The following is a 22444-nucleotide window of genomic DNA, read 5'->3' on the forward strand; positions in this document are numbered from 1 at the left end:
CGCGCGGACGGAAGGCCCGGTGCCAGCTGGCACCGAGCCTCCCGTCCGGTACGGAACGCGACCAACGCGTCAGGTGAGCTGCAGGAGCGTGTTCACCTGGTCGTTCACCGCGGTCAGCGTGCTGACCGGCTTGCCGTTCGCGTAGATGTCGTCGAACGCCGGCTGCACGAGCGCCTGCACGTCCGCCGGGTTCTGGGTGACGGGGAACAGGAAGGTGGTCTTGTCCTCCACCTGCCGGGTGAACGCCGACACGTCGAGCCCGCGCTTCTCGAACGCGGCGACGGCGGCGTCGGTGCCCTCCGGGCGTGCCGGGAACACGATGCCGGCACGACCGACGATCTGCTGCGCCGTGGAACCACCGAGGAACGCGACCCACTTCGCCGCCGCCTCCGGGTTCTTCGCCTGCTTCGTGATCGAGTCGCCGAGCCCGTTGAACATCGACGCGCGGTGCCCGACCGGTCCGACCGGCGTCGGCGCGATGCCGATGTCGAGCCCCGGCAGGTTGGCGTAGGTGCCGATCATCCACGAGCCGTTGAACGACAGCGCGACCTTCTTCGCGCCGAGCTGCACGTCCGGACCGGTCGTCGTCGAGAAGACGCCGTACTTCGGCATGTAGCCCTTCTCGGCGAGGCCGTAGTACCAGGACATCGTCTTCTGGAAGCCGGCGTCGTCGTACCGGAACCGGTTCCCCCACGGGTTCTTGTTCGTGTAGAACCAGTCGGTCGACCCGGTGAACGGCGACCACTGCGTCTGCCCGAACCCGTCGCCGCCGCTGCCGTTCGCGCTGATGCCGTAGACCGCGACGTCGTTCTTGTCGAAGCCGGACTCGTCGCCGCGCCTGCCCTTCCCGTCGACGGTCAGGTGGGCGACCATCTTCTCGAAGGAGCCGCCGTCGTCGGGGTTCCACTCGAGCGACGCCAGCTGCTCGGGGGTGACCCCGGCCTTCGCCATCGCCTTCTTGTCGTAGAACATCGCGATGGTGTCCCAGTCCTTCGGGGAGCCGTACCGGTGGCCATCCTGCCCCTTCCAGAGCTGGGCGAGGCCGGACTGGTAGTCGGCGTCCTCGATGGAGGCGGTGGCCTCGAGTTCGTCGAGCTCGTAGAGCACGTCGAGGTCGGAGTACTGCGGGAACTTCGTCAGGTGGTCGGTGAACACGTCCGGCGCGGTGCCTGCGATGAACCCGGCGGTGAGCTTCGTCCAGTAGTCGTTCCAGCCGAGCTGGGTGATCTTGATCGTGATGCCGGGGTTCTGCTGTTCGAAGGCCTTCGCGACGGCCTGGTAAGCGGGCAGCTGGTTCGAGTCCCAGAGCCAGTAGGACACGGTGCCGGTGGCGCCGCCGGTCGCTCCGCCCGACGAGCGGCCGGGCGACGAGCACGCGGCGAGCGCACCGAGGGCGAGGGCTGATGCTCCGCCGGCGAAGAGCGCGCGGCGGGTGATGGGGTTCGTCATGAGCTGGACCTACTTGATGCCGGAGAAGCCGATGGAGTTGACGATGCGCTTGGCGAAGAGGCCGAACAGCACGATCATCGGGAGCGCTGCGACGAGGGTCGCGGCCATGAGTCCTGCCCAGTCGGTGCCGGACTGCGGCGACTGGGACTTGAAGACGCCGAGCGCCACCGTGAGCACCCGCGAGCTGTCGGTGTACGACACCATGAGCGGCCAGAAGTAGTCGTTCCACGCGGTGATGTACGTCAGGACGGCGAGCGTCGCGATCGGTGCGGCGGCCATCGGCAGGATGAGCCGGAAGAACACCCGGACCTTGCCGGCGCCGTCGATGAGGGCTGCCTCTTCGACCTCGCGGGAGATGCCGAGGAAGAACTGGCGCAGGAAGAACACCGCGAACGGGGTCATCAGCATCGACGGCAGCGAGATCCCGAGCAGGGTGTCGACGAGGCCGAGCGACTTGATCAGGGCGAAGTTCGGCAGCAGCGTGAAGATCGTCGGGACCATGAGCCCGGCGAGGAACACCGCGAACACCTTGTCGCGCCCGGGCCACCGCAGCCGGGCGAAGGCGTAGGCGGCGCCGGCGGAGAAGAACACCTGGCCGACGGTGATCATCGTCGCGGTGATCACCGAGTTGAGCAGGTACTGCCAGAAGTTGATCGCCGCGCCGGAGCCGCCCTGTGCGAGCGCCTCCTTCGTGGACTGCAGGCCGAACACCCGCTCGAACCCGCCGAGGCTGAACCCGGTCGGCAGCAGCGAGGTGGGGTCGGCGGAGATCGCGCCGTTCGACGACAGCGCCGTCCGGAGGATCCAGTAGAAGGGGAACAGGGTCACGACGATCACGGCGATCATCGCGATCCAGGCGAACACGCGGCCGACGGACGGCTTCGGTCGCTGGGGCTTCGCGCCACGCGTGGTGACGGCGCGGGTGGTCGTGGGCTCGACCACCGGGGGCAGGGTGCTGGTCATCGTCGACGCTCTCCTGATCCGGGTCAGTCCAGGTCGCTCTCGCCGGAGCGCGAGAGTCGGTACTGGATGAAGGTGATGATGCTGAGGACGACGAGGAGGGCCACCGAGACGGCGGACGCGTACCCGAACTGGAACCGGCCGAACGCCAGGTTGTAGATGTAGTTCTGCACGACGTTCGTGGCGTTCGCCGGGCCGCCCTGGGTCGTCACCGCGACGGTGTCGAACACCTGGAACGACCCGATGATGGTGATGATGAGCACGAGCGACAGGATCGGCCGGAGGAGCGGCACGGTGATGCGCCAGAACATCTTCCACTCGCTCGCCCCGTCGATGCGGCCGGCCTCGTAGACCTGCTCCGGCAGCGCTTGGAGGCCCGCGAAGATCAGGAGCGCCGTGTAGCCGACGTTCCGCCAGACGTTGATGAACGCGATCGTCGGGATGCCCCAGAAGTCGCTCTGCAGGAACGGGATGCGGCCGACGCCGAGTGCGGACAGGACCTCGTTGCCGATGCCGAGCTGCGTGTCGAGGATCCAGAGCCAGATGAGCGCCGCGACGACGTTCGACACCAGGTAGGGCGCGAGCACGATCCCGCGGACGAACGTGGACTTGGTCAGGCGGTGCATCATCACGGCGATGAAGAGCGCCAGGACCGTCTGGAACCCGATGTTCAGCAGCACGTACTCGACCGTGACGGCCATCGAGTGCCAGAAGATCGAGTCCTGCACGAGCCGCTCGTAGTTCTGCAGGCCGGTGAACACCGGCGGGGTGAGCAGGTTGTACGAGGTGAAGCTCAGGTAGATCCCGCGGATGGTCGGCCAGAGCAAGAACACGGCGAACCCGATCGCCGCGGGGGCGATGAAGACGAGGGCGAGCCAGAGGTCGTTCCTGGGGCGACGTCGGCGCGGTGCTGCGGTCCTGGATCCGGCCGCCTCCGCGGCTCGGGCGGGCCGGCCCCGCCGGACGGCTGGCGCCGTCAGGGGTGTTTCGGTGGCCATCGTGACTCCTTCGTCAACGCGGTTCCGTCCGGGTGGCAGTCCCGGATCGGATTTAGTGTCGCTGCAAAAGAAAGCGGTTGTCAAGGGCCTTGTGCACACATGACGGACGGGAGGCTCGTGGTGACGTCACCACGAGCCTCCCGTCCGTCAGGAACGCGCGATCAGAGCGCGGTGAGCCGGAACGGGACGACCCGCTCCGCGGAGGTGGACGGGGCTTCCAGCCCCACCGTCTCGAGGACCCGTCCGGTGAAGACGCGCTCCCCCTCCCACCAGACGGGTGCGCGGACGCCGTCGGCGCCGCTGCCGATGAGCACCGGGTCGACGCGGTAGCGGGTGTCCGGGTCGAGGTCGCGGAAGGTGATGCGGCCGCGGAGGCTGACCTCGGGTGTCGTGAGCGACGCCAGGAAGAACATCGCCTGCTTCCGGTCGGGTGCGACCGTGCCGTAGACGTTCAGGGAGTCGTCGACCTGGTCGACGCGCACCAGGTCGCCGCCGTGCAGGAGCGCGCGGGTGTCCTTGTAGAGGGCGATCCACTCGGCGAGGTCGCGCTCCTCGGCCTTGGTCGCCTTCGACAGGTCCCACTCGATGCCGAGGTGCCCGAAGAGCGCCGTCCCCGCACGGAACGACAGGTCGTGCCAGCGCCCCGTCGTGTGGTTCACGCCACTCGCGATGTGCGAGCCGAGCAGCTCTGGCGGGAGGAGCTGCATCGTCCAGCGGTTCATCTGCTGGCGCTCCAGCGGGTCGATGCAGTCCGAGACCCAGACGCGGTCGGTGTGCTCGATGACCCCCAGGTCCACGCGGGCCCCGCCGGACGAGCACGACTCGATCTCGAACCCGGGGAACCGGTCCTTGAGCGCGGCCATCAGCCGGTACGCGGCGAGGGTCTGCTCGTGCACGGCCGCGCCGCCGTCACGGTGCCCGGCCTCCACCAGGTCGCGGTTGTGGTCCCACTTGACGTAGTCGACCCGGTACTCGTCGATGATCGCCGTCATCCGGTCGAGCACGTACTCGTACGCCTCGGGGATCGCGAGGTTGAGGACCTGCTGGTGCCGGGACCGGATCGGCAGGCGACCGTCGGCCTGCATGATCCACTCCGGGTGCGCACGGGCGAGGTCGCTGTCCTCGTTGATCATCTCGGGCTCGAACCACAGGCCGAACTGCATGCCGGCGGCCCGCACGTGATCGACGAGCGGGGTCAGACCGTCGGGCCACACGTCGTCGTCGACGAACCAGTCCCCGAGGCCCGCGAAGTCGTTGCGGCGGTGCCGGAACCAGCCGTCGTCGAGGACGAATCGCTCGACGCCGAGCCGGGCGGAGCGGTCCGCGAGGTCCTCGAGTCGCGCGAGGTCGTGGTCGAAGTAGACCGCCTCCCAGACGTTGATCGTCATCGGGCGGGGGCTCGTCGGGTGCTGCGGGCGGCTCCGAAGGTGGTCGTGGAACCGGCGGGCCTGGGCGTCGAGGCCGTCCGCGTAGGCGCCGTAGACCCACGGGCCCTGGTACGTCTCGCCTGTGCCGAGGCGGACCTCGCCCGGCAGCAGCAGCTCGCCGCCGCCGATGACCTGCTTGCCGTTGAACAGGCGTTCGGCGTGGTGACGGTGGTTGCCGCTCCACGCGGTGTGGACGCCCCAGACCTCGCCGCGGGCGAAGCCGAACCCGGGGACGCCGACGCTCAGGACCGTCGCGGCGTCGGCGCCGGTACGGCCCTTGCGTCCCTCGCGCTCGTGGATGCCGACGACGAGTTCGCTGCGCTGCGGGGTGCGCTCCTTGCCCCAGCGGCCGGCGAAGTCCAGGATCTCGCGGGCCCTGGTCGGGATCGGCAGGGCGACCGTGACGTCGTCCACGGTGTACGGGCGATCGTCGTCGTTCGTGTCGCCGGTGTTCGTGACTGCTGCACGGGTGCGGATCAGTCCGGTTGCGAGGAGCTCGATCTCGAGGCGGACGTCGAGGCCGGCGTGCTCGTCAGCGGCCTCGACGACGACCAGGGCCGGGCCGGCGTCGAGGCGCGCGGGCTCGTCGTCCGTGCTGGGTGTGCTCTCGTGCGCCGCGCTCGGCGCGGTCTCGTGGGCTTCGCCGATCACGTCGATGCTCGTCGTCGTGAACTTCGGCGACCAGTCATGGCCGTCCCGGTGACCACTGATGCCGGGCTTGCCCGACCACCCGGCGTGCGGTTCCGGCAGGATCGCCAGTCGGATCGGCTCGTCGACGGCGTTCGACACGACCGGCTCCCGCCCGGCCAGCACGAGAGCCTGGAGGTCCGCGGTGGACTGCTCCCCGAGGGCAGCACCCCAGTGCACCACCGACGGCAGGCGCCCCTCGGTGCAGTCGAGCACGAGGGAGACCCCGGCGGTGGACAGGTGGACGAGGGAGTGCGTCATCGAAGCTCCAGGTCGGCGTTACTTTTGTCCTGCAAGTATGTCAGAGGGACTCGTCAGAACCAGCGCTTCACCTTGAAGACGACGAAGAGGATCGCGGCGAAGGCCACCATCGCGATGATCGACAGCGGGTACCCCCACGTCCACGAGAGCTCGGGCATGTGCGTGAAGTTCATGCCGTAGATGGCCGCGATGAGGGTCGGCGCGAAGAGGATGGCCGCCCAGCCGGAGATCTTCTTCGTGTCGTCGTTCTGCTTCTGCGCCGCCAGGGTGGCATCGACCGTCAGCGCGTTCTGCAGGAGCTGTCGGAAGGTGTCGATGCGCTCGATGGTCCGGATGGCGTGGTCGAGGACGTCGCGGAATCGTCGCTGCATCTCGACCGGCAGGTGGTACTTCTCGGCGCCGCGGTGGATGTTCTCGATCATGTGGACCAGCGGACGCGCTGCCCGCTGGAAGTCGACCACCTCGCCGAAGAGCTCGTAGATGCGTCGGGAGACCCCGGGGACACCGGCGAAGAGCTGGTCCTCGATCTGGTTGATGTCCTCCTCGAGCCCTTCGATCACCGGGATGTAGTCGTCCACGATCGAGTCCATCAGTGCCCAGAGCTGCGCCTGCGGTCCCGCCGTGACGAGTCCGGGCTTGCCGCTCATCCGCTGCAGCGCCCGCGGCACGACGTTCCGGCCACGTGGATCGGCCTTCACGACGGCCAGGAAGAACTGCTCGCCGACGAACGCGTGCACCTCGCCGAACTCGACCTCCTCCAGCTGGTCGTTGTAGAGCGCGGGCTTCAGCACCGCGAAGAGCGTCGAGCCGTACCGCTCGAGCTTCGGCCGCTGGTGCCCCTCGGCGGAGTCCTCCACCGCGAGCTCGTGCAGACCGAGCGCCACCGCGACGTCCCCGAGCTCCTCGGCGTCGGGTTGGTACAGGACGATGCAGGCGCTGGCGTCCTGGTCCTCCATCATGCGGAAGGAGTCGTCGAGCGTCGGACTCGCGATCGGTGCGATGCGGTCGATGTAGGCGGTGTTGAGCTCGACGGTCACGTGCCCAACCTACGCACGTCCCCCATCCGCTGAACGGCGCCTGCGCACCGCGGCGTGGCGACCGCCTACCGTGCAGGTCATCAGCATGCTGACGAAAGGATGAGTCATGCGGTGGTTCCGGAAGATCGTGATCGCGGCGAGCGCCGTCGTCGCCGTGGTCGGCTCGTTCATCGGGTCGGGCGCGGCAGGTGGCACGCCGATCCAGGACGCCGCGGGCGGGGCGTTGTCGGCCTCGTCGACGGCCATCGCGCCGGCCGGGCCCGCGTTCGGTATCTGGAGCGTCATCTACGTGGGGCTCATCGCCTTCGCCGTCTGGCAGTTCCTGCCCCGCCGTGGCGACGAGGCACGGCACGACCGTCTCGCGGTGCCCGCGACGCTGTCCCTGCTGCTCAACGCCGCCTGGATCCTGTCCGTGCAGTTCGGGCTGCTCTGGCTGAGCGAGCCGATCATCGTCGCCCTGCTCGCGGTGCTCGCGTGGACGTTCGTGATCCTGCGGCGCACGCGGCCGTCCGGCACGGTCGAGGCGATCGTCACCGACGGCACGTTCGGGCTCTACCTCGGCTGGGTGTGCGTCGCGACCGCGGCGAACACGGCAGCGGTGCTGACGGCCGCCGGCTTCCGGGGCTTCGGGCTGTCGCAGGACGTCTGGGGTGTCGTTGTGGCACTCGTCGCCGGGGCGGTCGGGGTCCTGCTGGCCGTGAGCGGCCGCGGGCGCCTTGCTCCGACGGTCTCGCTGGGGTGGGGCCTGGCGTGGGTCGCGGTCGCACGACTCGACGGCCCGCTGGTGTCGGTGCCCACGGCGGTCGCTGCGCTCGTCGCCGTCGTCGTCGTCGTCGCCGTGGTGGTCACCCTCGCGGTGCGGACCCGCGCGGGCTGGTCCGCCGCCCGGGCCGCGCGCGCCGCGTAGCCCGCGGCCGCCGCCGTGCCGCTGGCGACATCGTGCCGCCAGGCAGCCCGCTCCCTACCGCGAAAGCGACAGTTTCCCGCCGGAGTTCGGCGGGGAACTGTCGCTTTCGCGGAAGGGGGAGAGGGCACCCGACGCCCGACACCGGGCGCGCCGCAGCCGCGTCAGGCGGCGGACGCGACCAGGCCGTGGGCAGCGGCCACGGCCTCGTTCGTGACGCGGCCGGCGTGCACGTTCAGGCCCTTCGCCAGGGCAGCGTCGGACTCGAGCGCCGCCTCCCACCCCTGGTTCGCGATCGCCAGGGCGTAGGGCAGCGTCGCGTTCGTCAGGGCGATCGTCGACGTGCGCGGGACGGCACCCGGCATGTTCGCCACGCAGTAGTAGACCGCGTCGTGCACGCGGAACGTCGGGTCGTCGTGCGTCGTCGGGTGCGAGCCCTCGAAGCAGCCGCCCTGGTCGATCGCGATGTCGACGAGCACCGATCCCGGGCGCATGTCCGCGACCATGGCGTCGGTCACGAGCTTCGGCGCCGAGGCCCCGGGGATGAGCACCGACCCGATGACGAGGTCCGCGTCCTGCAGCGCCGTCGCGATCGCGTGGGTCGACGAGCGGAGCGTCGTGATGCGTCCGTCGAACCGGGCGTCGAGCGCACGGAGTCGCGGCAGGCTGATGTCGAACACGGTGACGTCCGCACCCATCCCGAGGGCGATCGTCGCCGCGTGCTCGCCGGCGACGCCGCCGCCGATCACCACGACGCGGCCCTTCGGTGTGCCGGGGACGCCACCGAGGAGCAGCCCACGGCCGCCGTTCGCCGCCATCAGGTGGTTCGCGCCGACCTGGGCGGACAGCCGTCCGGCGATCTCCGACATCGGGGACAGCAGCGGCAGCGACCGGTCGGGTAGCTGCACGGTCTCGTACGCGATGGCCGTCGCACCGGAAGCCACGAGGGCATCGGTGAGCGGCCGGTCAGCGGCGAGGTGCAGGTAGGTGAAGAGCACCTGGCCGGGTCGGATCGACGGGTACTCGGACGCGACGGGCTCCTTGACCTTCAGCACCAGCTCGGCCCGCGCCCACACGTCGTCGGCGGTGGGGACAATCGTCGCACCGGCGGCGGCGTACTCGTCGTCCGGGAACGACGACCCGGTTCCGGCTCCGGCCTGCACGAGGACCTCGTGCCCGTGCATCGTGAGTTCGGCGACGCCGGCCGGGGTTGCGGCGACACGGAACTCGTTGTTCTTGATCTCGGTGGGGACGCCGATCAGCATGGCGGACTCCTTCGTGGGCGACGTGGCTCGGTCGCCCACCATCCAGCCACTCGCGCGTGTCCGTCGTGTTACAGCCGAACATCCGAAAGGTCAGGACCGAATCCGTGTCACGGAATTCGGCGTCAGAACACCTTGCCCGGGTTGAGGATCCCGTTCGGATCGAACACGCGTCGGATCCCCCGCTGCAGCGTCACCATGTCGTCGCCGAGCTCGTCCCCGATCCACCGTCGCTTCAGGACGCCGACCCCGTGTTCGCCGGTCAACGTGCCGCCGAGCTCGATCGCCGCTCGGAACAGCGCATCGGCGGCGTCCCAGACGTGCTGCGGGACCTCGTCGCCGTCGAACACGAAGTTCGGGTGCAGGTTGCCGTCCCCGGCGTGGGCGACGGTCGGGATCGCGACGCCGTGCTCGTGGCCGATCGCCGCCACCCGGTCGAACATGTCCGCGAGTCGGCTGCGCGGGACCGCGACGTCCTCGATGAGCACCTGGCCGCGCGCTTCCATGGCCGGGTGGAACGACCGGCGGATGGTCAGCAGGCGCTCGCGTTCGTCGCCGTCGGCCGCCCGACGGACGGTTCCGCCGGCGGCCTGGAGGACCGGCTCGGCTCCGCGCGCCGCTTCCGCTCCGCCCACGCCGTCGAACTCGACGAGCAGGAACGCCCCGCCTGCGGGAACCGCTCCCACGGACTCGGCGATCACATCCGGTCCCAGGTAGGCCGCGATCCCGGCGAGCGCTGCGGCATCGAGCAGTTCGACGGTCGACGGCCGTTCCGGCCCGTGCACGACGTCGGCTGCTGCGGCGGCCGCTGCTCGGACGTCCGGGAAGACCGCACCGAGCGTCGCGGGCTCCCCCGACGGCACCGGGACGAGCCGGACGGTCGCCCCGACGATCACCCCGAGGGTGCCCTCGGAGCCGACCATGAGCGCGGTGAGGTCGAGGCCGGTGACGCCCTTCACGGTGCGGTGTCCGGTGGAGACCAGGCGCCCGTCCGCGAGCACGACATCGAGGCCGAGGACGGCCTCGCGCGTCACCCCGTACTTCACGCACCGGAGGCCCCCGGCGTTCGTGGCGATGTTCCCGCCGATGCTCGAGATCGCCGCGCTTGCGGGGTCGGGCGCGAACCGGAGTCCGAGTGGCAGCACCGCGGCGTTCAGGGCACCGTTCAGCACGCCCGGCTCCACGACCGCGAGCTCGTCCTCTGCCGAGACCTCGACGATGCGGTCCATCAGCGCGACGCTCAGCACCACCGACCCGTCCGTGCCGTTCGCCCCACCGGCGAGCCCGGTTCCTGCGCCTCGAGGGACGACGCCCACCCCGAGCTCGTTGCACGTGCGGAGCGTCGCCTGCACGTGGGCGACGGTGCGCGCCTCGACGAGTGCTGCCGGGCGTCCGGTCGCGACCCAGCCGGACTTGTCGGTCCGCGTGGCGTCGAGTGCGTCGGCGTCGTCCCGCACGATCAGCCCGTCCGGGTCGTCGAGGGCGGAACGGAGTCGGGCGACGACGGTGTCCATGCGGGCAACGGTACCGAGTCGAGCCGCGGCGCCGTCAGCCGCGACTGCGGAGCGACTCGCTCGGGAGTTCCCCGAAGCGAGCCCGGTACGCGGCGGAGAACCGGCCGAGGTGGCCGAAGCCCCACGACCTGGCGATCTCGGCGACCGAGAGCTCGTCGCGGTCGGCGCGACGCAGGTCGTTGTGCGCGCCTTCGAGTCGGACTTCCCGGAGGAGCTCCCCCGGGGTCTGGTCGAGGTGACGACGCAGGGACTGCTGCAGCCCACGCGGGCTGAGCCCGGCTGCGTCGGCGATCTCCGAGGTGCCGATGGGTTCGTTGGCGTGCGCGTGGACGTACTCGAGCGCACGGCGGAGTCGCTCGTGCTCCGGACCGTTGCCGGCGACCGTCGCCCGCCAGCTCGCGCGCTGGGGGAACGCCCGCAGCGCCGCGACCGAGAACGCCTCGGCGATGTCCCGCCGGGCGACGTCGTCGAGGTCCTGCTCCATGTCGAGCCAGGTCGACGAGTGCTGCTGCACGGTCGACCGCCACAGCCGCATGCCCTCTGCCGTCGGCGCACGGAGCGGCTCGAACGTGAACGCCGGGTCGCCGGTCAGAGCGGTGACGAATGCCCGGTCGAGGTGCACCATGCTCAGTGCGATGTCCCGCTGGTGGAGTTCGTACGCGGTCTCCACGGGCAGGACCACCGGGACCCCTGGTTCCAGGTCGAGGCTCTCGCCGCCGGTCGTCATCGTGCTCGTGCCACCGCGGACCCACGCGACGATGAACTCGTCCGCGACGAAGCTCTCGCACCGCAGGTCGACGCCGAACCGTGTCGTCCGCAGGGACATCCGCTCGTCCCCCACGCCGGCGAAGTCCCACTTGGTCTTCGGCGACGTGCGACGGACCGTCGGTGTGCGGAGGTCGTAGTCGACCGAGAAGAACGCGATCGCGTCGTCGACGTCGGTGCCGGCGAGCCGCCGGAACCACCGAGAACTCTGGCGATCATCCATGGTGTGGACGCTACGCCGGACCACCGACATCGGCGGATCGTCAGGGTTGCAGGATGGCCTGCCCGATGCTCTCGTCGAGGATCAGGTCGGTGATCAGCCCGGCCGCGAGGGCGCCCTTGAGCGATGCCGCCTTGCCGCGCCCCGCCACCACGCAGATGCGCCGGGGAGCCCGTTTGATGGTGTCGAGGTCGGGGCCGCCGGCGCGGGCGTTCACCCCGATGTCCCGCCACGACCCGTCCGCGCGGTAGAACACGGTCGAGACGTCCCCGACGACCTTCGCCTTCGCCAGTTCCTCGCGGTCGGCCGGGTCGAGGTACCCGCCGGAGTACACGTGCGACGGGACTGGCGCCTGCGGAGCGCCGACGCCGAACACGACGACGTCCATCCGCTCGTGCAGGTCGAGCACGCGCCGGATCGAGCGCTCGCGGAACAGGGCCTCCTTCGTCGCCGGGTCGTCGAAGAACGCCGGGACGGGGAACTGCTGCACGAGCGCGCCGTAGGCCTCACCGAAGCGCCGGAGGATCTCGGACGCGTAGACGATGCCGGTGGTGCGGGTGTTCGCCGCGCCGTTCACCTGCACGACAGTGGAGCCGTGCGTGGTCTTCGGCACGAGGTACCGGCTGACGGCGCTCACCGTCGAGCCCCACGACAGCCCGATCACCATGTTCGACTCGATGTACTGCGTCAGGATCCGCGCGGCGGACAGCGCCACCCGCTCGAGCCGGTCCACGTCGCTCGTGTGGTCGGGCACCGGGACCACGTGCGCGTGCACCCCGAACCGTGCACGGATGTTCCGGCTCAGCGCGGCGGCCTGGTCGAGTGGCGACCGGATCTGGATGTCGACGAGCCCGGTGTCCCTGGCGTGCTTCAGCAACCGGGACACCGACGAGCGGGACGTGCCGAGTTCGTCGGCGATGGCGTCCATCGTCAGGTCCTGCAGGTAGTACAGGTGTGCGGCGCGCAGCGCCTGCTGGGTGCGCATCGGTTGGGCGGCATCGCTCATGGAGCCAACCATGCACGGACGTGCACGGCGTCTGCAAGCCCGGTCGAGCCTCCCGTCCCCCGTTCCGGGCCGGACCACAGGTGTTCTGCACGTTCGTGCACGTAAGTTGCCCGACCGTTCACGAAGGCGCACGATCGATCTCGAACCCAGCGAACCGACCCCAGAAAGCGACGCGTACGCACATGTCGAAGACGACGCAGCCCCGACGCACGGTGACATCGCTCACCGAGCGCCCGAACGCACAGGTCCTCATCGTCGGTGGCGGCATCAACGGCATCGCCACCTTCCGCGACCTCGCCCTGCAGGGCGTCGACGTCGCGCTCGTCGAGCGCGGCGACTACGCCTCCGGCGCCTCAGCGGCGTCGAGCCACATGATCCACGGTGGCATCCGCTACCTCGAGAACGGCGAGTTCCGCCTGGTGCGCGAGAGCGTGCAGGAGCGCAACGGCCTGATCCGCATCGCCCCGCACTACGTCAAGCCGCTGCAGACGACGATGCCGATCTTCTCGACGTTCTCCGGCATCATGAACGCCCCGCTGCGCATGCTGACGCACAAGCAGCGTTCCACCAAGGAGCGCGGCGCGATGCTCATCAAGATCGGCATGACGATCTACGACTCCTTCTCGCGTGACGGCGGCTCGGTCCCGAAGCACGTCTTCCGCACCAAGAAGGCGGCGCTCGAGGACATGCCGGCCCTCAATAAGGACCTGAAGTACACCGGGACGTACTACGACGCCTCCGTGCACGAGCCGGAGCGTCTGGCGCTCGACGTGCTCAAGGACGGCCTGGCCGCAGGCACCGGGACCGGCTCCGCCGCGACCGCCCGTGCGACCAACTACGTCGAGGCAGCCGGCACCCGCGACGGTGGCGTCCTGCTCCGCGACCGCGAGACCGGCGAGGAGTTCGTGTTCACGGCCGACGTCGTGATCAACGCGTCCGGCCCCTGGACCGACCTGACGAACGGCGCGTTCGGCGGCGAGACGAAGTTCATGGGCGGCACGAAGGGCTCCCACATCGTCGTGCACAACGACGAGCTGCTCGAGGCCACGAAGGGCCGTGAGCTGTTCTTCGAGAACGACGACGGCCGCATCGTGCTGATCTACCCGCTCAAGGGCCGGGTGCTCATCGGCACGACGGACATCGACGCCGACCCCTCGAAGCCCGTCACGACGACGGACGAGGAGATCGACTACTTCTTCGGGCTCGTCAAGCACGTGTTCCCGCAGATCGAGGTCACGCGCGACCACATCGTCTACAGCTACTCCGGTATCCGCCCGCTCCCCCGCCACGAGGACACCGCCCCCGGCTTCGTCTCCCGTGACTACCGGATCGTGGACACCCCGATCGCCGGACTCCCGAAGAGCACCGTGCTGTCGCTCGTCGGCGGCAAGTGGACGACCTTCCGCGCCCTCGCAGCGCACCTGTCGACCGAGGCCACCACGAAGCTCGGTGTCGCCCGCAAGGTCGACACGACCGGCATGGCGATCGGCGGCGGCAAGGAGTTCCCGACCACCGACGCCCAGCGTGCACTGTGGATCAAGTCGCACCGCGACGGACTCGACGCCGGACTGGTCGAGGGGCTGCTCGAGCGCTACGGCACCCGCGCGGCCGAGGTCGTCGACGTCCTCACCGACGGGCCGGTCGAGCCGCTCGAGTCCGACCCGGCCCTCACCCGGGCAGAGGTCGCGTACTTCGCCGAGTACGAGCACGCCGTGCACCTGGTCGACGTGGTGCTCCGCCGCACGAACCTCGCGTTCGTCGGTGGCGTCACGATCGACCTGCTCGACGAGCTCGCCGACGTGCTCGCCGGGGTGCTCGGATGGACGACGGAGGAGCGTGCGGACGAGGTCCAGCGCACCCTCGACGTGCTGCGCGAGTCGCACGGTGTGATCGTGCCGCTGACGGCGGCGCCGGCGCGCGCGTAGACGCGCCGACAGACGGACGGGAGGCTCGGTGCCAGCTGGCACCGAGCCTCCTGTCTGCGCGCGCTCCGCGTGTTGCGACGCGCCAGCGGCGCGCGGCGCCAGCGCCGACCGAGCCTGCGAGGTCGGTTCTGTGGGCGCGACCTAGAACCGCTCGCCGGTCGGGTCCTGCGCGGTCCGGTCGATGAGGTCGTCGCCGCCCATCGGCTCGCCCGCCCAGTCGACCAGGCGCCAGCCGTCGGCGGTGGATCCCTCGAGCTCGACGACCCCGGTGTTCTCCAGGTGTCGGCTCGCACCGAGGTCGTTCGGCGTGTTCTGTGCCGTCACGGCCGACCAGATCCGGATCGCCGCACCGTGGCTGAACGCCGCGGCGACGGCGACGCCGGTGTCCTCGATCTGCCGGATCGCGTCGTCGTAGCGGTCGAAGAAGTCCTCGCCGGTCTCGGCTCCCGGCATCCGGGCCTCGCGCTCCCCCGACGCCCACGCGTAGCAGGCGGCGAGGTAACGCTGCACGGAGGTCTCGTCGCGGGCACCCTGCAGGTCGCCGGCTTCGATCTCGCGGAGACCGGGGAGCACCACGGGGTCGATCCCGAGCGACGCGGCCAGGGGTGCCGCGGTGACGTGGGTCCGGATCATGCTCGACACGAAGAGCTTCTCGATGCCGCGGTCCGCCAGGGCCCCCGGCAGCGCGGCAGCCTGCTGCTGCCCGAGCTCCGTCAGTCCGGGCCCTGGGACCTCGGCGTCGAGGACGCCGTTCACGTTCGCGGGAGTCTGGCCGTGTCGGATGAGCAGCAATCGCATGCTGCCACCCTACGGAACCCGGACGATCAGCCCTGTCGCGTGTTCCACCGCGGGTTCTGCTTGTTGATGACGTAGACCCGGCCGCGCCGCCGGACGACCTGCGAGCCGGGGATCTTCTTGAGCGCCTTGAGCGAGTTGCGGACCTTCACGGTTGCCTCCTTGTTGATAACGGTTTTCATGTACATTAGCCGACATGCGTCCAGCCGTCATCACGCTCGTGTCCGCCCTCCACGAGGTCGACGCCGACCGCGTCGCCGCCCGACTGACGACTCGGTCCGGTGCACCGGGCAGGCAGCGGGGGCACCGGATGCACGTCACCGGAAGTGCCTTCGCGGCGGCACGGGCGATCGCCGCGAGGACCGACCAGCTCGACCGGATGTGCGGCCCCGATGCCGATCACGACCTCGTCGTGACCCTCGCTCCGGGAGCAGACACCCGCGCGGTGGGGATGCTCCTCGCGAACGCGGCCAGGAGCGAGCACGGCGACGACCGGGTCCTCCGGCACGCCGTGACCGTGTTCCGCGCCGACGACGTCGCACACCTGCTCTGGTCCGACGTGGACGACGCGTTCGTGGCGGCCGACCGCGTCGCCGCACTCGTGGAGTACTCGACCGTGATCGCCCTGGACCGGTTCGCGGGACTGACCGGGCGTCGACGTCGTGCGCTGGTGGCACTGCTGCACCGGATGGCACCGCACGCCGTGATCGTGGCACTCGACCGGGTGCACTCCGCCGCTGACCTGCCGGCGTCGAACGGGGGTGCTGCGCGGCTCCTCGCGACGGGAGCCGGGTGGATGCGGGCGCTGTCGAGCGGGGCGGACCTCGGTCCGGGCACGCGGGACGACCTCGTCACGCTGCGCTACCGGGAGCCCCTGCCGTTCCACCCCGGGCGGCTCGCGTCCGTGATCAAGGACGACCTCGCCGCCGGGGTGAACGGCCGGGTGCTGCGTTCCCGGGGGTTCTTCCGCCTGGCGTCTCGTCCCGATCACGTCGGCTCGTGGGCGAGCTTCGGCGCGATGCTCGCGCTCGACCCCACCGCGAACCCGTCGTGGGACGAGGACGCCCCGATCGGGCAGGCGATCTGGTTCGTCGGGGAGCGGCTCGACGTCCCGGGCATCGAGCGCGCACTCGACGGGGCGCTGCTCACGCCGGACGAGCTGCTCGCGGGGCCGGACCTCTGGCGCACCTGGGCGGATCCGTTCCCCGCGTGGCCGGCGCTCGACCACGAGCACGGGCGCGACTGACGGGGCGCCGCGCGTGCGCGTGCGCCCGCGCCGTGCTGCCCCGTCGCCCCGCCCGTCCCCAGCCGCCCCTCGCCCCCGGCCGGCACCGACTCGGAACGACAAGAGCGCTGTCGTACGACGACGACCCTGTCGCTCCCCCGCGCCCGCAACAGTCCGCGCCCGCAAGCGACGACAACGTCGCCGTCGTACGACAGCGGTTCTGTCGCTCCCCCGCGCCCGCAACAGTCCGCGCACGCAAGCGACGACAAGACCGCTGTCGTACGACAGCGGTGCTGTCGTTCCGAGTCGGGGCGCACGGCCCGGCCACGAACGACGCGCGCACTGACGGGAGGCACGGTGCGAGTCGGACTCGCACCGCGCCTCCCGTCGGTGGTCGCGCTCGGATCGCGCCCCGCTTCGTACATTGCGCCCCGTCACCACGGGGCGCGATGTTCACCACGGGGCGCGATCGGCCAAGCCGGCGCGCCCTCAGCGCGCGGCGGACAGCTCGCGCGCCTCGCGGGCGGCGTCCTCGGCCGCGAACGGCAGGTCGCCGAGGTCGAGGTTCGGGTTCGTGTCCTGGGTGAGCACGAGCTCGCGGGCCTCGTCGTCGGACTCCACCGCCGGCATCGACCCGGGCAGCGGGCGCCGCGAGGACTCCTTCATGCAGAACACCCCGACCGCGCCGATGACACTCATCGCCATGAGGAAGTACGCCGGTGCCAGCTCGTCGCCGGTCCACGTCAGGAGCGCCTGCACGATGAGCGGCGTCGTCCCACCGAACACGGCGATCGCGATGTTGTACGCGAAGCCCATGCCGCCGTACCGCGTGTTCGTCGGGAAGAGCGCCGGCAGCGACGCGGCCTGGTTCGACACCCACAGCGCGGTCATCAGCGCGAGCAGCCCGAGACCGAGCAGCGTCGACCACTGCGCACCGTGGCCGATGAGCATGAACGCCGGGATGACGAGCACGACGGTCGTCGCCGCACCGATCCACATCACGACGCGACGGCCGAGCTTGTCGGACAGCTTGCCGGTCAGCGGCAGCATCACGGCGAGGAGCACGAGCACGGGGATCGTGAGCAGCGTGCCGTCGAGTGCGGAGTACCCGAGCGAGTCGGTGAGGTAGGTCGGCATGTACGAGGTCAGCGCGTAGCCGACGGTGTTCGACGCCGCGACGAGCATCACGGCGATGACGATCGGACGCCAGTGCTCCTTGACCATCACGAAGACGTTGCGCGGGCGGCCCTGGGCCTCCGCGATCGCGTCGGTCGCAGCGGCCTGTGCGGCCTGGGTCGCCTGGAACACCGGCGACTCCTCGATGCGCAGGCGGAAGTAGATCGCGACGGTGCCGATCACGCCGGCGAGGAGGAACGGCAGACGCCACCCCCACGCGGTCATGGTCTCCTCACCCAGCGAGACCTGGAGCACGGAGACGACCGCCGCACCGAGGGCGAAGCCCATGTAGCTCCCGAAGTCGAGGAAGCTCGCGAAGAACCCGCGACGACGATCGGGCGCGTACTCGGTGATGAAGGTCGTGGCACCGGCGTACTCACCACCGGTCGAGAAGCCCTGCAGCAGCTTGAGCACGACGAGCAGCACGGGCGCGGCGGCACCGATCAGCGCGTAGTCCGGCAGCGCTCCGATGAGGAACGTCGACGCCGCCATCATGATCAGCGTGGTCGCGAGGACCTTCTGGCGCCCGACCTTGTCGCCGAGGCGCCCGAAGACGATCCCCCCGAGCGGCCGGGCGATGTACGTCGCGGCGAAGACACCGAGACTGAACAGGATCTGGACCGCTGGTTCGGCGGTCGGCAGGAAGACCCGCCCCATCGTGACGGCGAGGTAGCCGTAGACGCCGACGTCGTACCACTCCATCGTGTTGCCGACGACCATGCCGCCGACGGCCTTGCGCATCATGCTCTTGTCGACCACCGTGACGTCGCTCTGGCGGAGCCGTCGACGCGGTCGGGTGGGGGTACTACCGGGGTCGGAACCCATGCACTTCTCCTCGGGTCATCGCCCGGCCGGTTCGCCGGGCTCGATCGGTTCGGGCAACCGGTCGTGAACGGCGTCGAACGTTACCGAGCAACCGAAATGTCATTGGCCGGTGATTCACAGGCAACGGCGTGTCACCCGGACGGGGGTCACCGCGCTCCCGCGTGTCCATGGGGAACCACAGACCTGAGTAACGAGGTCATAACATCGCGTCATGGCGATCGAACCGGACACGAAGAACTGGACCTGGGTCATCGAGGCCGCGTGCCCCGAGTGCGGCTACGACGGCAGCACGGTGACGATCCGCGACGTGCCGGGGATCATCGAGGCGAACGCCACCGGCTGGCCAGCGGAACTCGCGCGGAACGGCGTCCGCGACCGCCCGGACGACCACACATGGTCGCCACTCGAGTACGGCGCCCACGTCCGCGACGTGCACCGGAAGATGACCGAACGGCTGGAGCTCATGCTCGCCGAGGACGCCCCGACCTTCCCGAACTGGGACCAGGACGCCACCGCCGAGGCCGACCACTACGGCGAGCAGGACCCGTCGGTCGTGGCGCGGGAGCTCGGCGAGGCCGCACACCGTGCGGCGCGGGCGTTCGACGAGGTCCGGGACGACCAGCTCTCCCGCACGGGGCTGCGGTCCGACGGCAGTGCGTTCACGGTCGCGAGCCTCGCGACGTACTACGCACACGACCCGGTGCACCACCTCTGGGACGTGCGGCGCAATCGCGCGTAGCAGGTCGAATCGCGCGTCGGAGGTCAGTTTTTCCGACCGCCCACGCGCGTTTCCGCCTACCAGGGCGGGTGCGATGGGTGCGAACGTGCGTCCAGGGCGGACGGGAGGCTCGTGGCGGGGCCGCCACGAGCCTCCCGTCCGGTGGGTGGCTCAGGCCAGCGCGTCGAGCAGCGCGCGCGCCGTCGCGGCGTCCGTCACCAGCTCGTTGACCAGGCCGCCGCGGACGGCGCCGATGATGCTGGGCACCTTCGACTCGCCGACCGCCATGCCCACGGCGTGCGGGACCGCGGCGAGCACCTCGCGCGACGTCCTGACCATGCGGTCGCTGCCGGGGAACTCGATCGCCGACCCGTCCGGCGCGTAGAAGTTCAGGCAGACGTCACCGGCCGCCCGGTCGAAGGCCTGGTCCTCGACCGGGACGCCCCGCGCGAGAGCGTCGCGGGTCGGGGTGGGTGCGCCGATGCCGAGGATCGCGCCCTTCGCCCGGCTCCACAGCCCGATGACGTGCTGGAACGCCGGGTCCTCGTCGAGGGAGGCGCGCATCGCCTCGGACGGCAACGCCTGCGCGAACAGGAACGCCGGGATCGCACCGGAGCGCTCGGCCGCGGTCCGGGTGATCTCGTTCGTCTGGAACCACGGCATCGGGTCCGCCTGACCACCCACCGTCGGGACGAGCTGCACACCGGCGAGCGGGGGCATGCCGGCGTGGGCGACGTCGTAGACCGTGCGGCCGGACGACATCAGGACCGCGTCACCGGGGACGAGCGCCATGCCGTCGACGGCTGCCGCGAGCGGAGCGGCGAGGTCGGCACCGAGCGTCGCCCTGTGCGTCACCGCGGCGAGGTGGACGGCGCGGAGCCCGAGGACCACCTGGAGCCGTTCGGCGAGCGCGACGGTCTCGTCCTGGAACGGGTCGACGACCTCGATGCGGACGAGTCCCGCGCGCCTGGCCTCGGCGACCAGTCGGGAGACCGTCGGCCGGGAGACGCCGAGGCGCGAGGCGATCTCGACCTGCGTGGCGTCCTCGAGGTAGTACATCCGCGCGGCCTGGTACACCGTGTCGAGCGGGAAGCGGCTGCGCCCGGCGTCCGTGGGAGATGACTCGGCGGACATGGAGCGGGACCTTCCCTCGGGGTGGACGCCGACCACGTGTCCGGCGTCGCGGATGGACACCGTGATCGTAGTCCCGGCGCGGGTCACCGGATCGTGAACCCGCCGTCCACGCGGAGGTCGGCCCCGTTCACCATCGCGCTCGACTCCCCGGCGAGGAACACCACGGCCGCGGCGATCTCCTCCGGGGTCGCGAAGCGTCCGGTCGGGATCTCGTCCTGGTGCCTGATGCCGTTCTCGTTCGCCCAGGCGGCCTTGCCGAGGTCGGTCAGCACGACGGTCGGCGACACGGTGTTCACGGTGACACCGCGTCCGCCCCACTCGAGGGCGAGGACTCGGGTCATGCCGATGACGCCGGCCTTCGACGCGCAGTACGCGGCGTGCCCGTCGATGCCGACGTGTGCCGCCTGCGATGCGATGTTCACGATGCGGCCGTACCCGGCGGCGAGCATGTGACGCCCAGCGGCCTGGGCGACGCGGTAGGTGCCGGTGAGGTTGACGTCGATGGTCTTCGCCCATGCACCCGGCTCGAGGTCCTCGGCGGGGGCGAGCGCGACGATGCCGGCGCAGTTCACGAGCACGTCGATGCGCCCGAAGCCGTCGACGACGTCGGCGATCGTGCGTGCGACGGAGGTCTCGTCGGTGACGTCGCACCCGAATCCGGCGTGGTGGTCTCCGGTCAGTGCAGCGGCGGCATCCGATGCACCGTCGGACCGGACGTCGACGATCGCGACGCGGGCACCTCGTTCGGCGAGCGCCCTGGCGATGGCGTTGCCGATCCCCGATGCGCCCCCGGTGACGATCGCGGTGCGACCGGTGAAGTCGTTCGTCAGGTCGACGGTGTCCGGACCGGGGCGGAGTGCGGCGGCGAAGTCGGTGGTCATGGTGCGCTCCCTTGCGATCACGATGCGGCTGCGGTGCCGCCATGCCGAACCTACCAGAAATTGTGTTCTGGACAAACGTTCCGAGAGGTGTACAGTCGACGCCGAAGCGACCCAACGAAGGAGCAGCTGATGTCGACGACGACGCAGACCACGGCCAGCACCACGGCCGACACGACCATCCCGACGACGATGCGTGCCGTCGTCGTCCACGGCCCTGGCGACTACCGCCTCGAGACCCGCCCCGTGCCGACACCCGGTCCCGGAGAGCTCCTGCTCCGCACGGACGCGGTCGGCATCTGCGCGAGCGACCTGAAGTGCTACCACGGCGCCGCGAAGTTCTGGGGCGACGAGAACCGCCCGGCGTGGGCCGAGAAGGACCGCATCCCCGGGCACGAGTTCGTCGGCACGATCGTCTCCGGCGACGACGACACGCTCACCAAGCGCAAGGTCTCGATCGGTGACCGCATCGCCTGCGAGCAGATCGTGCCGTGCTGGGAGTGCAAGTACTGCCTCGAGGGCGCGTACTGGATGTGCAACGTGCACGACATGTTCGGTTTCAAGGGCTACGACGGCGCGATGGCCGAGTACGTCCTCGTCCCGGCCAAGGCGCTGACGCACCCGGTGTCGCACGCCCTGCCCGGCCAGATCGCCGCCTTCGCCGAGCCCCTCTCGTGCGCCTTCCACGCCGTCGAGCGCGGCGACATCAAGTTCGGCGACACCGTCGTGATCGCCGGCGCCGGCCCGATCGGCCTGTCCGCCATCGCCGGTGCCCGTCAGAAGAACCCGCTGCGCATCATCGCGCTCGACGTCGTCGACGCCAAGCTGGAGCTCGCCCGCAAGGTCGGCGCCGACCTGACGATCAACATCGCGAACGAGGACGCCGTCGCCCGCGTCAAGGAACTCACCGACGGCTACGGCGCCGACGTCTACATCGAGGCGACCGGCCACCCGTCCGCGGTGCCGCAGGGACTCAACCTGCTCCGCAAGCTCGGCACGTTCGTCGAGTACTCGGTCTTCAAGGACAACGTCTCCGTCGACTGGTCGATCATCTCCGACGACAAGGAGCTCGACATCCGCGGTGCCCACCTCGGCCCGCACACCTGGCCGGCGGCGATCAAGCTGATCGAGACCGAGACGCTGCCGATGTCGGAGATCTGCACGCACCAGTTCCCGCTCGAGCGGTTCCAGGAGGCCCTCGACCTGGTCGGCGACTCCGCCGGCGCCAGCGTCAAGGTCTCGATCATCCCGTCGATGTCCTGAACGAACGAACCCAGC

At 70.3% G+C, this 22444-nt stretch carries 19 protein-coding genes; 5 read left to right on the top strand and 14 right to left on the bottom strand.

The features are described from left to right. Positions 1-69: 69 nt before the first annotated feature. The 5 genes from QK288_RS16150 to QK288_RS16170 all read right to left on the bottom strand — a co-directional run bounded on the left by QK288_RS16150 (position 70) and on the right by QK288_RS16170 (position 6819). On the bottom strand, positions 70-1449 hold the full coding sequence (locus QK288_RS16150; RefSeq protein WP_281265288.1) for a sugar ABC transporter substrate-binding protein: 1380 nt from the start codon (positions 1447-1449) through the stop codon (positions 70-72). Between the two features lie 9 nt (positions 1450-1458). After that, positions 1459-2412, bottom strand: coding sequence for a carbohydrate ABC transporter permease (locus QK288_RS16155; RefSeq protein ID WP_281265289.1), 954 nt, complete (start codon positions 2410-2412; stop codon positions 1459-1461). 23 nt (positions 2413-2435) lie between these two features. Continuing rightward, positions 2436-3407 (bottom strand): sugar ABC transporter permease, encoded by a 972-nt coding sequence (locus tag QK288_RS16160; protein WP_281265290.1) that lies wholly within the window; start codon positions 3405-3407, stop codon positions 2436-2438. 161 nt (positions 3408-3568) lie between these two features. Next, a complete protein-coding gene (locus tag QK288_RS16165) occupies positions 3569-5782 on the bottom strand; it encodes an alpha-galactosidase (protein WP_281265291.1) in 2214 nt (737 codons plus the stop codon). A gap of 53 nt (positions 5783-5835) precedes the next feature. Beyond that, entirely contained in the window at positions 5836-6819 is a 984-nt protein-coding gene (locus tag QK288_RS16170) for a magnesium and cobalt transport protein CorA (protein WP_281265292.1), read from the bottom strand. Positions 6820-6925: 106 nt separating this feature from the next. Here QK288_RS16170 and QK288_RS16175 point away from each other — a divergent pair, with 106 nt between their 5' ends. After that, positions 6926-7726: a TspO/MBR family protein gene (locus QK288_RS16175; RefSeq protein ID WP_281265293.1), complete on the top strand. Its 801-nt coding sequence runs from the start codon at positions 6926-6928 to the stop codon at positions 7724-7726. Positions 7727-7887: 161 nt separating this feature from the next. On the opposite strand, the gene ald is transcribed toward QK288_RS16175, so the two are convergent. The 4 genes from ald to QK288_RS16195 form a co-directional block, all read right to left on the bottom strand. Further along, on the bottom strand, positions 7888-8988 hold the full coding sequence (gene ald / locus QK288_RS16180) for an alanine dehydrogenase (RefSeq protein ID WP_281265294.1): 1101 nt from the start codon (positions 8986-8988) through the stop codon (positions 7888-7890). A 122-nt stretch (positions 8989-9110) separates the two neighbouring features. Continuing rightward, positions 9111-10499 (bottom strand): FAD-linked oxidase C-terminal domain-containing protein, encoded by a 1389-nt coding sequence (locus QK288_RS16185; protein ID WP_281265295.1) that lies wholly within the window; start codon positions 10497-10499, stop codon positions 9111-9113. Between the two features lie 34 nt (positions 10500-10533). Beyond that, positions 10534-11487, bottom strand: a complete 954-nt coding sequence (locus QK288_RS16190) for an AraC family transcriptional regulator (RefSeq protein ID WP_281265296.1) — start codon at positions 11485-11487, stop codon at positions 10534-10536. Positions 11488-11527: 40 nt separating this feature from the next. Next, on the bottom strand, positions 11528-12490 hold the full coding sequence (locus QK288_RS16195) for a sugar-binding domain-containing protein (RefSeq protein WP_281265297.1): 963 nt from the start codon (positions 12488-12490) through the stop codon (positions 11528-11530). 182 nt (positions 12491-12672) lie between these two features. On the opposite strand from QK288_RS16195, the gene QK288_RS16200 reads away from it, so the two are divergent. After that, entirely contained in the window at positions 12673-14415 is a 1743-nt protein-coding gene (locus tag QK288_RS16200) for a glycerol-3-phosphate dehydrogenase/oxidase (RefSeq protein WP_281265298.1), read from the top strand. Between the two features lie 141 nt (positions 14416-14556). Here QK288_RS16200 and QK288_RS16205 read toward each other — a convergent pair whose 3' ends face one another. Beyond that, positions 14557-15213 (bottom strand): histidine phosphatase family protein, encoded by a 657-nt coding sequence (locus QK288_RS16205; protein ID WP_281265299.1) that lies wholly within the window; start codon positions 15211-15213, stop codon positions 14557-14559. 26 nt (positions 15214-15239) lie between these two features. Then, on the bottom strand, positions 15240-15362 hold the full coding sequence (gene ykgO, locus QK288_RS16210) for a type B 50S ribosomal protein L36 (RefSeq protein ID WP_022905672.1): 123 nt from the start codon (positions 15360-15362) through the stop codon (positions 15240-15242). A gap of 44 nt (positions 15363-15406) precedes the next feature. On the opposite strand from ykgO, the gene QK288_RS16215 reads away from it, so the two are divergent. Then, positions 15407-16456: a GTP-binding protein gene (locus tag QK288_RS16215; RefSeq protein WP_281265300.1), complete on the top strand. Its 1050-nt coding sequence runs from the start codon at positions 15407-15409 to the stop codon at positions 16454-16456. A gap of 468 nt (positions 16457-16924) precedes the next feature. Here QK288_RS16215 and QK288_RS16220 read toward each other — a convergent pair whose 3' ends face one another. Continuing rightward, on the bottom strand, positions 16925-18436 hold the full coding sequence (locus QK288_RS16220; protein ID WP_281265301.1) for an MFS transporter: 1512 nt from the start codon (positions 18434-18436) through the stop codon (positions 16925-16927). A gap of 211 nt (positions 18437-18647) precedes the next feature. On the opposite strand from QK288_RS16220, the gene QK288_RS16225 reads away from it, so the two are divergent. Further along, the gene (locus QK288_RS16225) at positions 18648-19175 is read left to right on the top strand and encodes a DinB family protein (protein WP_281265302.1); all 528 of its coding nucleotides are present in this window, start codon (positions 18648-18650) and stop codon (positions 19173-19175) included. A gap of 150 nt (positions 19176-19325) precedes the next feature. Here the strand turns inward: QK288_RS16225 and QK288_RS16230 are convergent, their stop codons facing one another. Both QK288_RS16230 and QK288_RS16235 read right to left on the bottom strand, forming a co-directional pair. After that, positions 19326-20288, bottom strand: a complete 963-nt coding sequence (locus QK288_RS16230) for a sugar-binding domain-containing protein (RefSeq protein ID WP_281265303.1) — start codon at positions 20286-20288, stop codon at positions 19326-19328. An 83-nt stretch (positions 20289-20371) separates the two neighbouring features. Then, the gene (locus QK288_RS16235; RefSeq protein ID WP_281265304.1) at positions 20372-21169 is read right to left on the bottom strand and encodes a GolD/DthD family dehydrogenase; all 798 of its coding nucleotides are present in this window, start codon (positions 21167-21169) and stop codon (positions 20372-20374) included. A gap of 129 nt (positions 21170-21298) precedes the next feature. Between QK288_RS16235 and QK288_RS16240 the strand changes: the two genes are divergently transcribed. Further along, on the top strand, positions 21299-22429 hold the full coding sequence (locus tag QK288_RS16240; protein ID WP_281265305.1) for a zinc-binding dehydrogenase: 1131 nt from the start codon (positions 21299-21301) through the stop codon (positions 22427-22429). Positions 22430-22444 lie beyond the last annotated feature (15 nt).

The organism is Curtobacterium sp. 9128 (assembly GCF_900086645.1).
Classification (GTDB): domain Bacteria; phylum Actinomycetota; class Actinomycetes; order Actinomycetales; family Microbacteriaceae; genus Curtobacterium.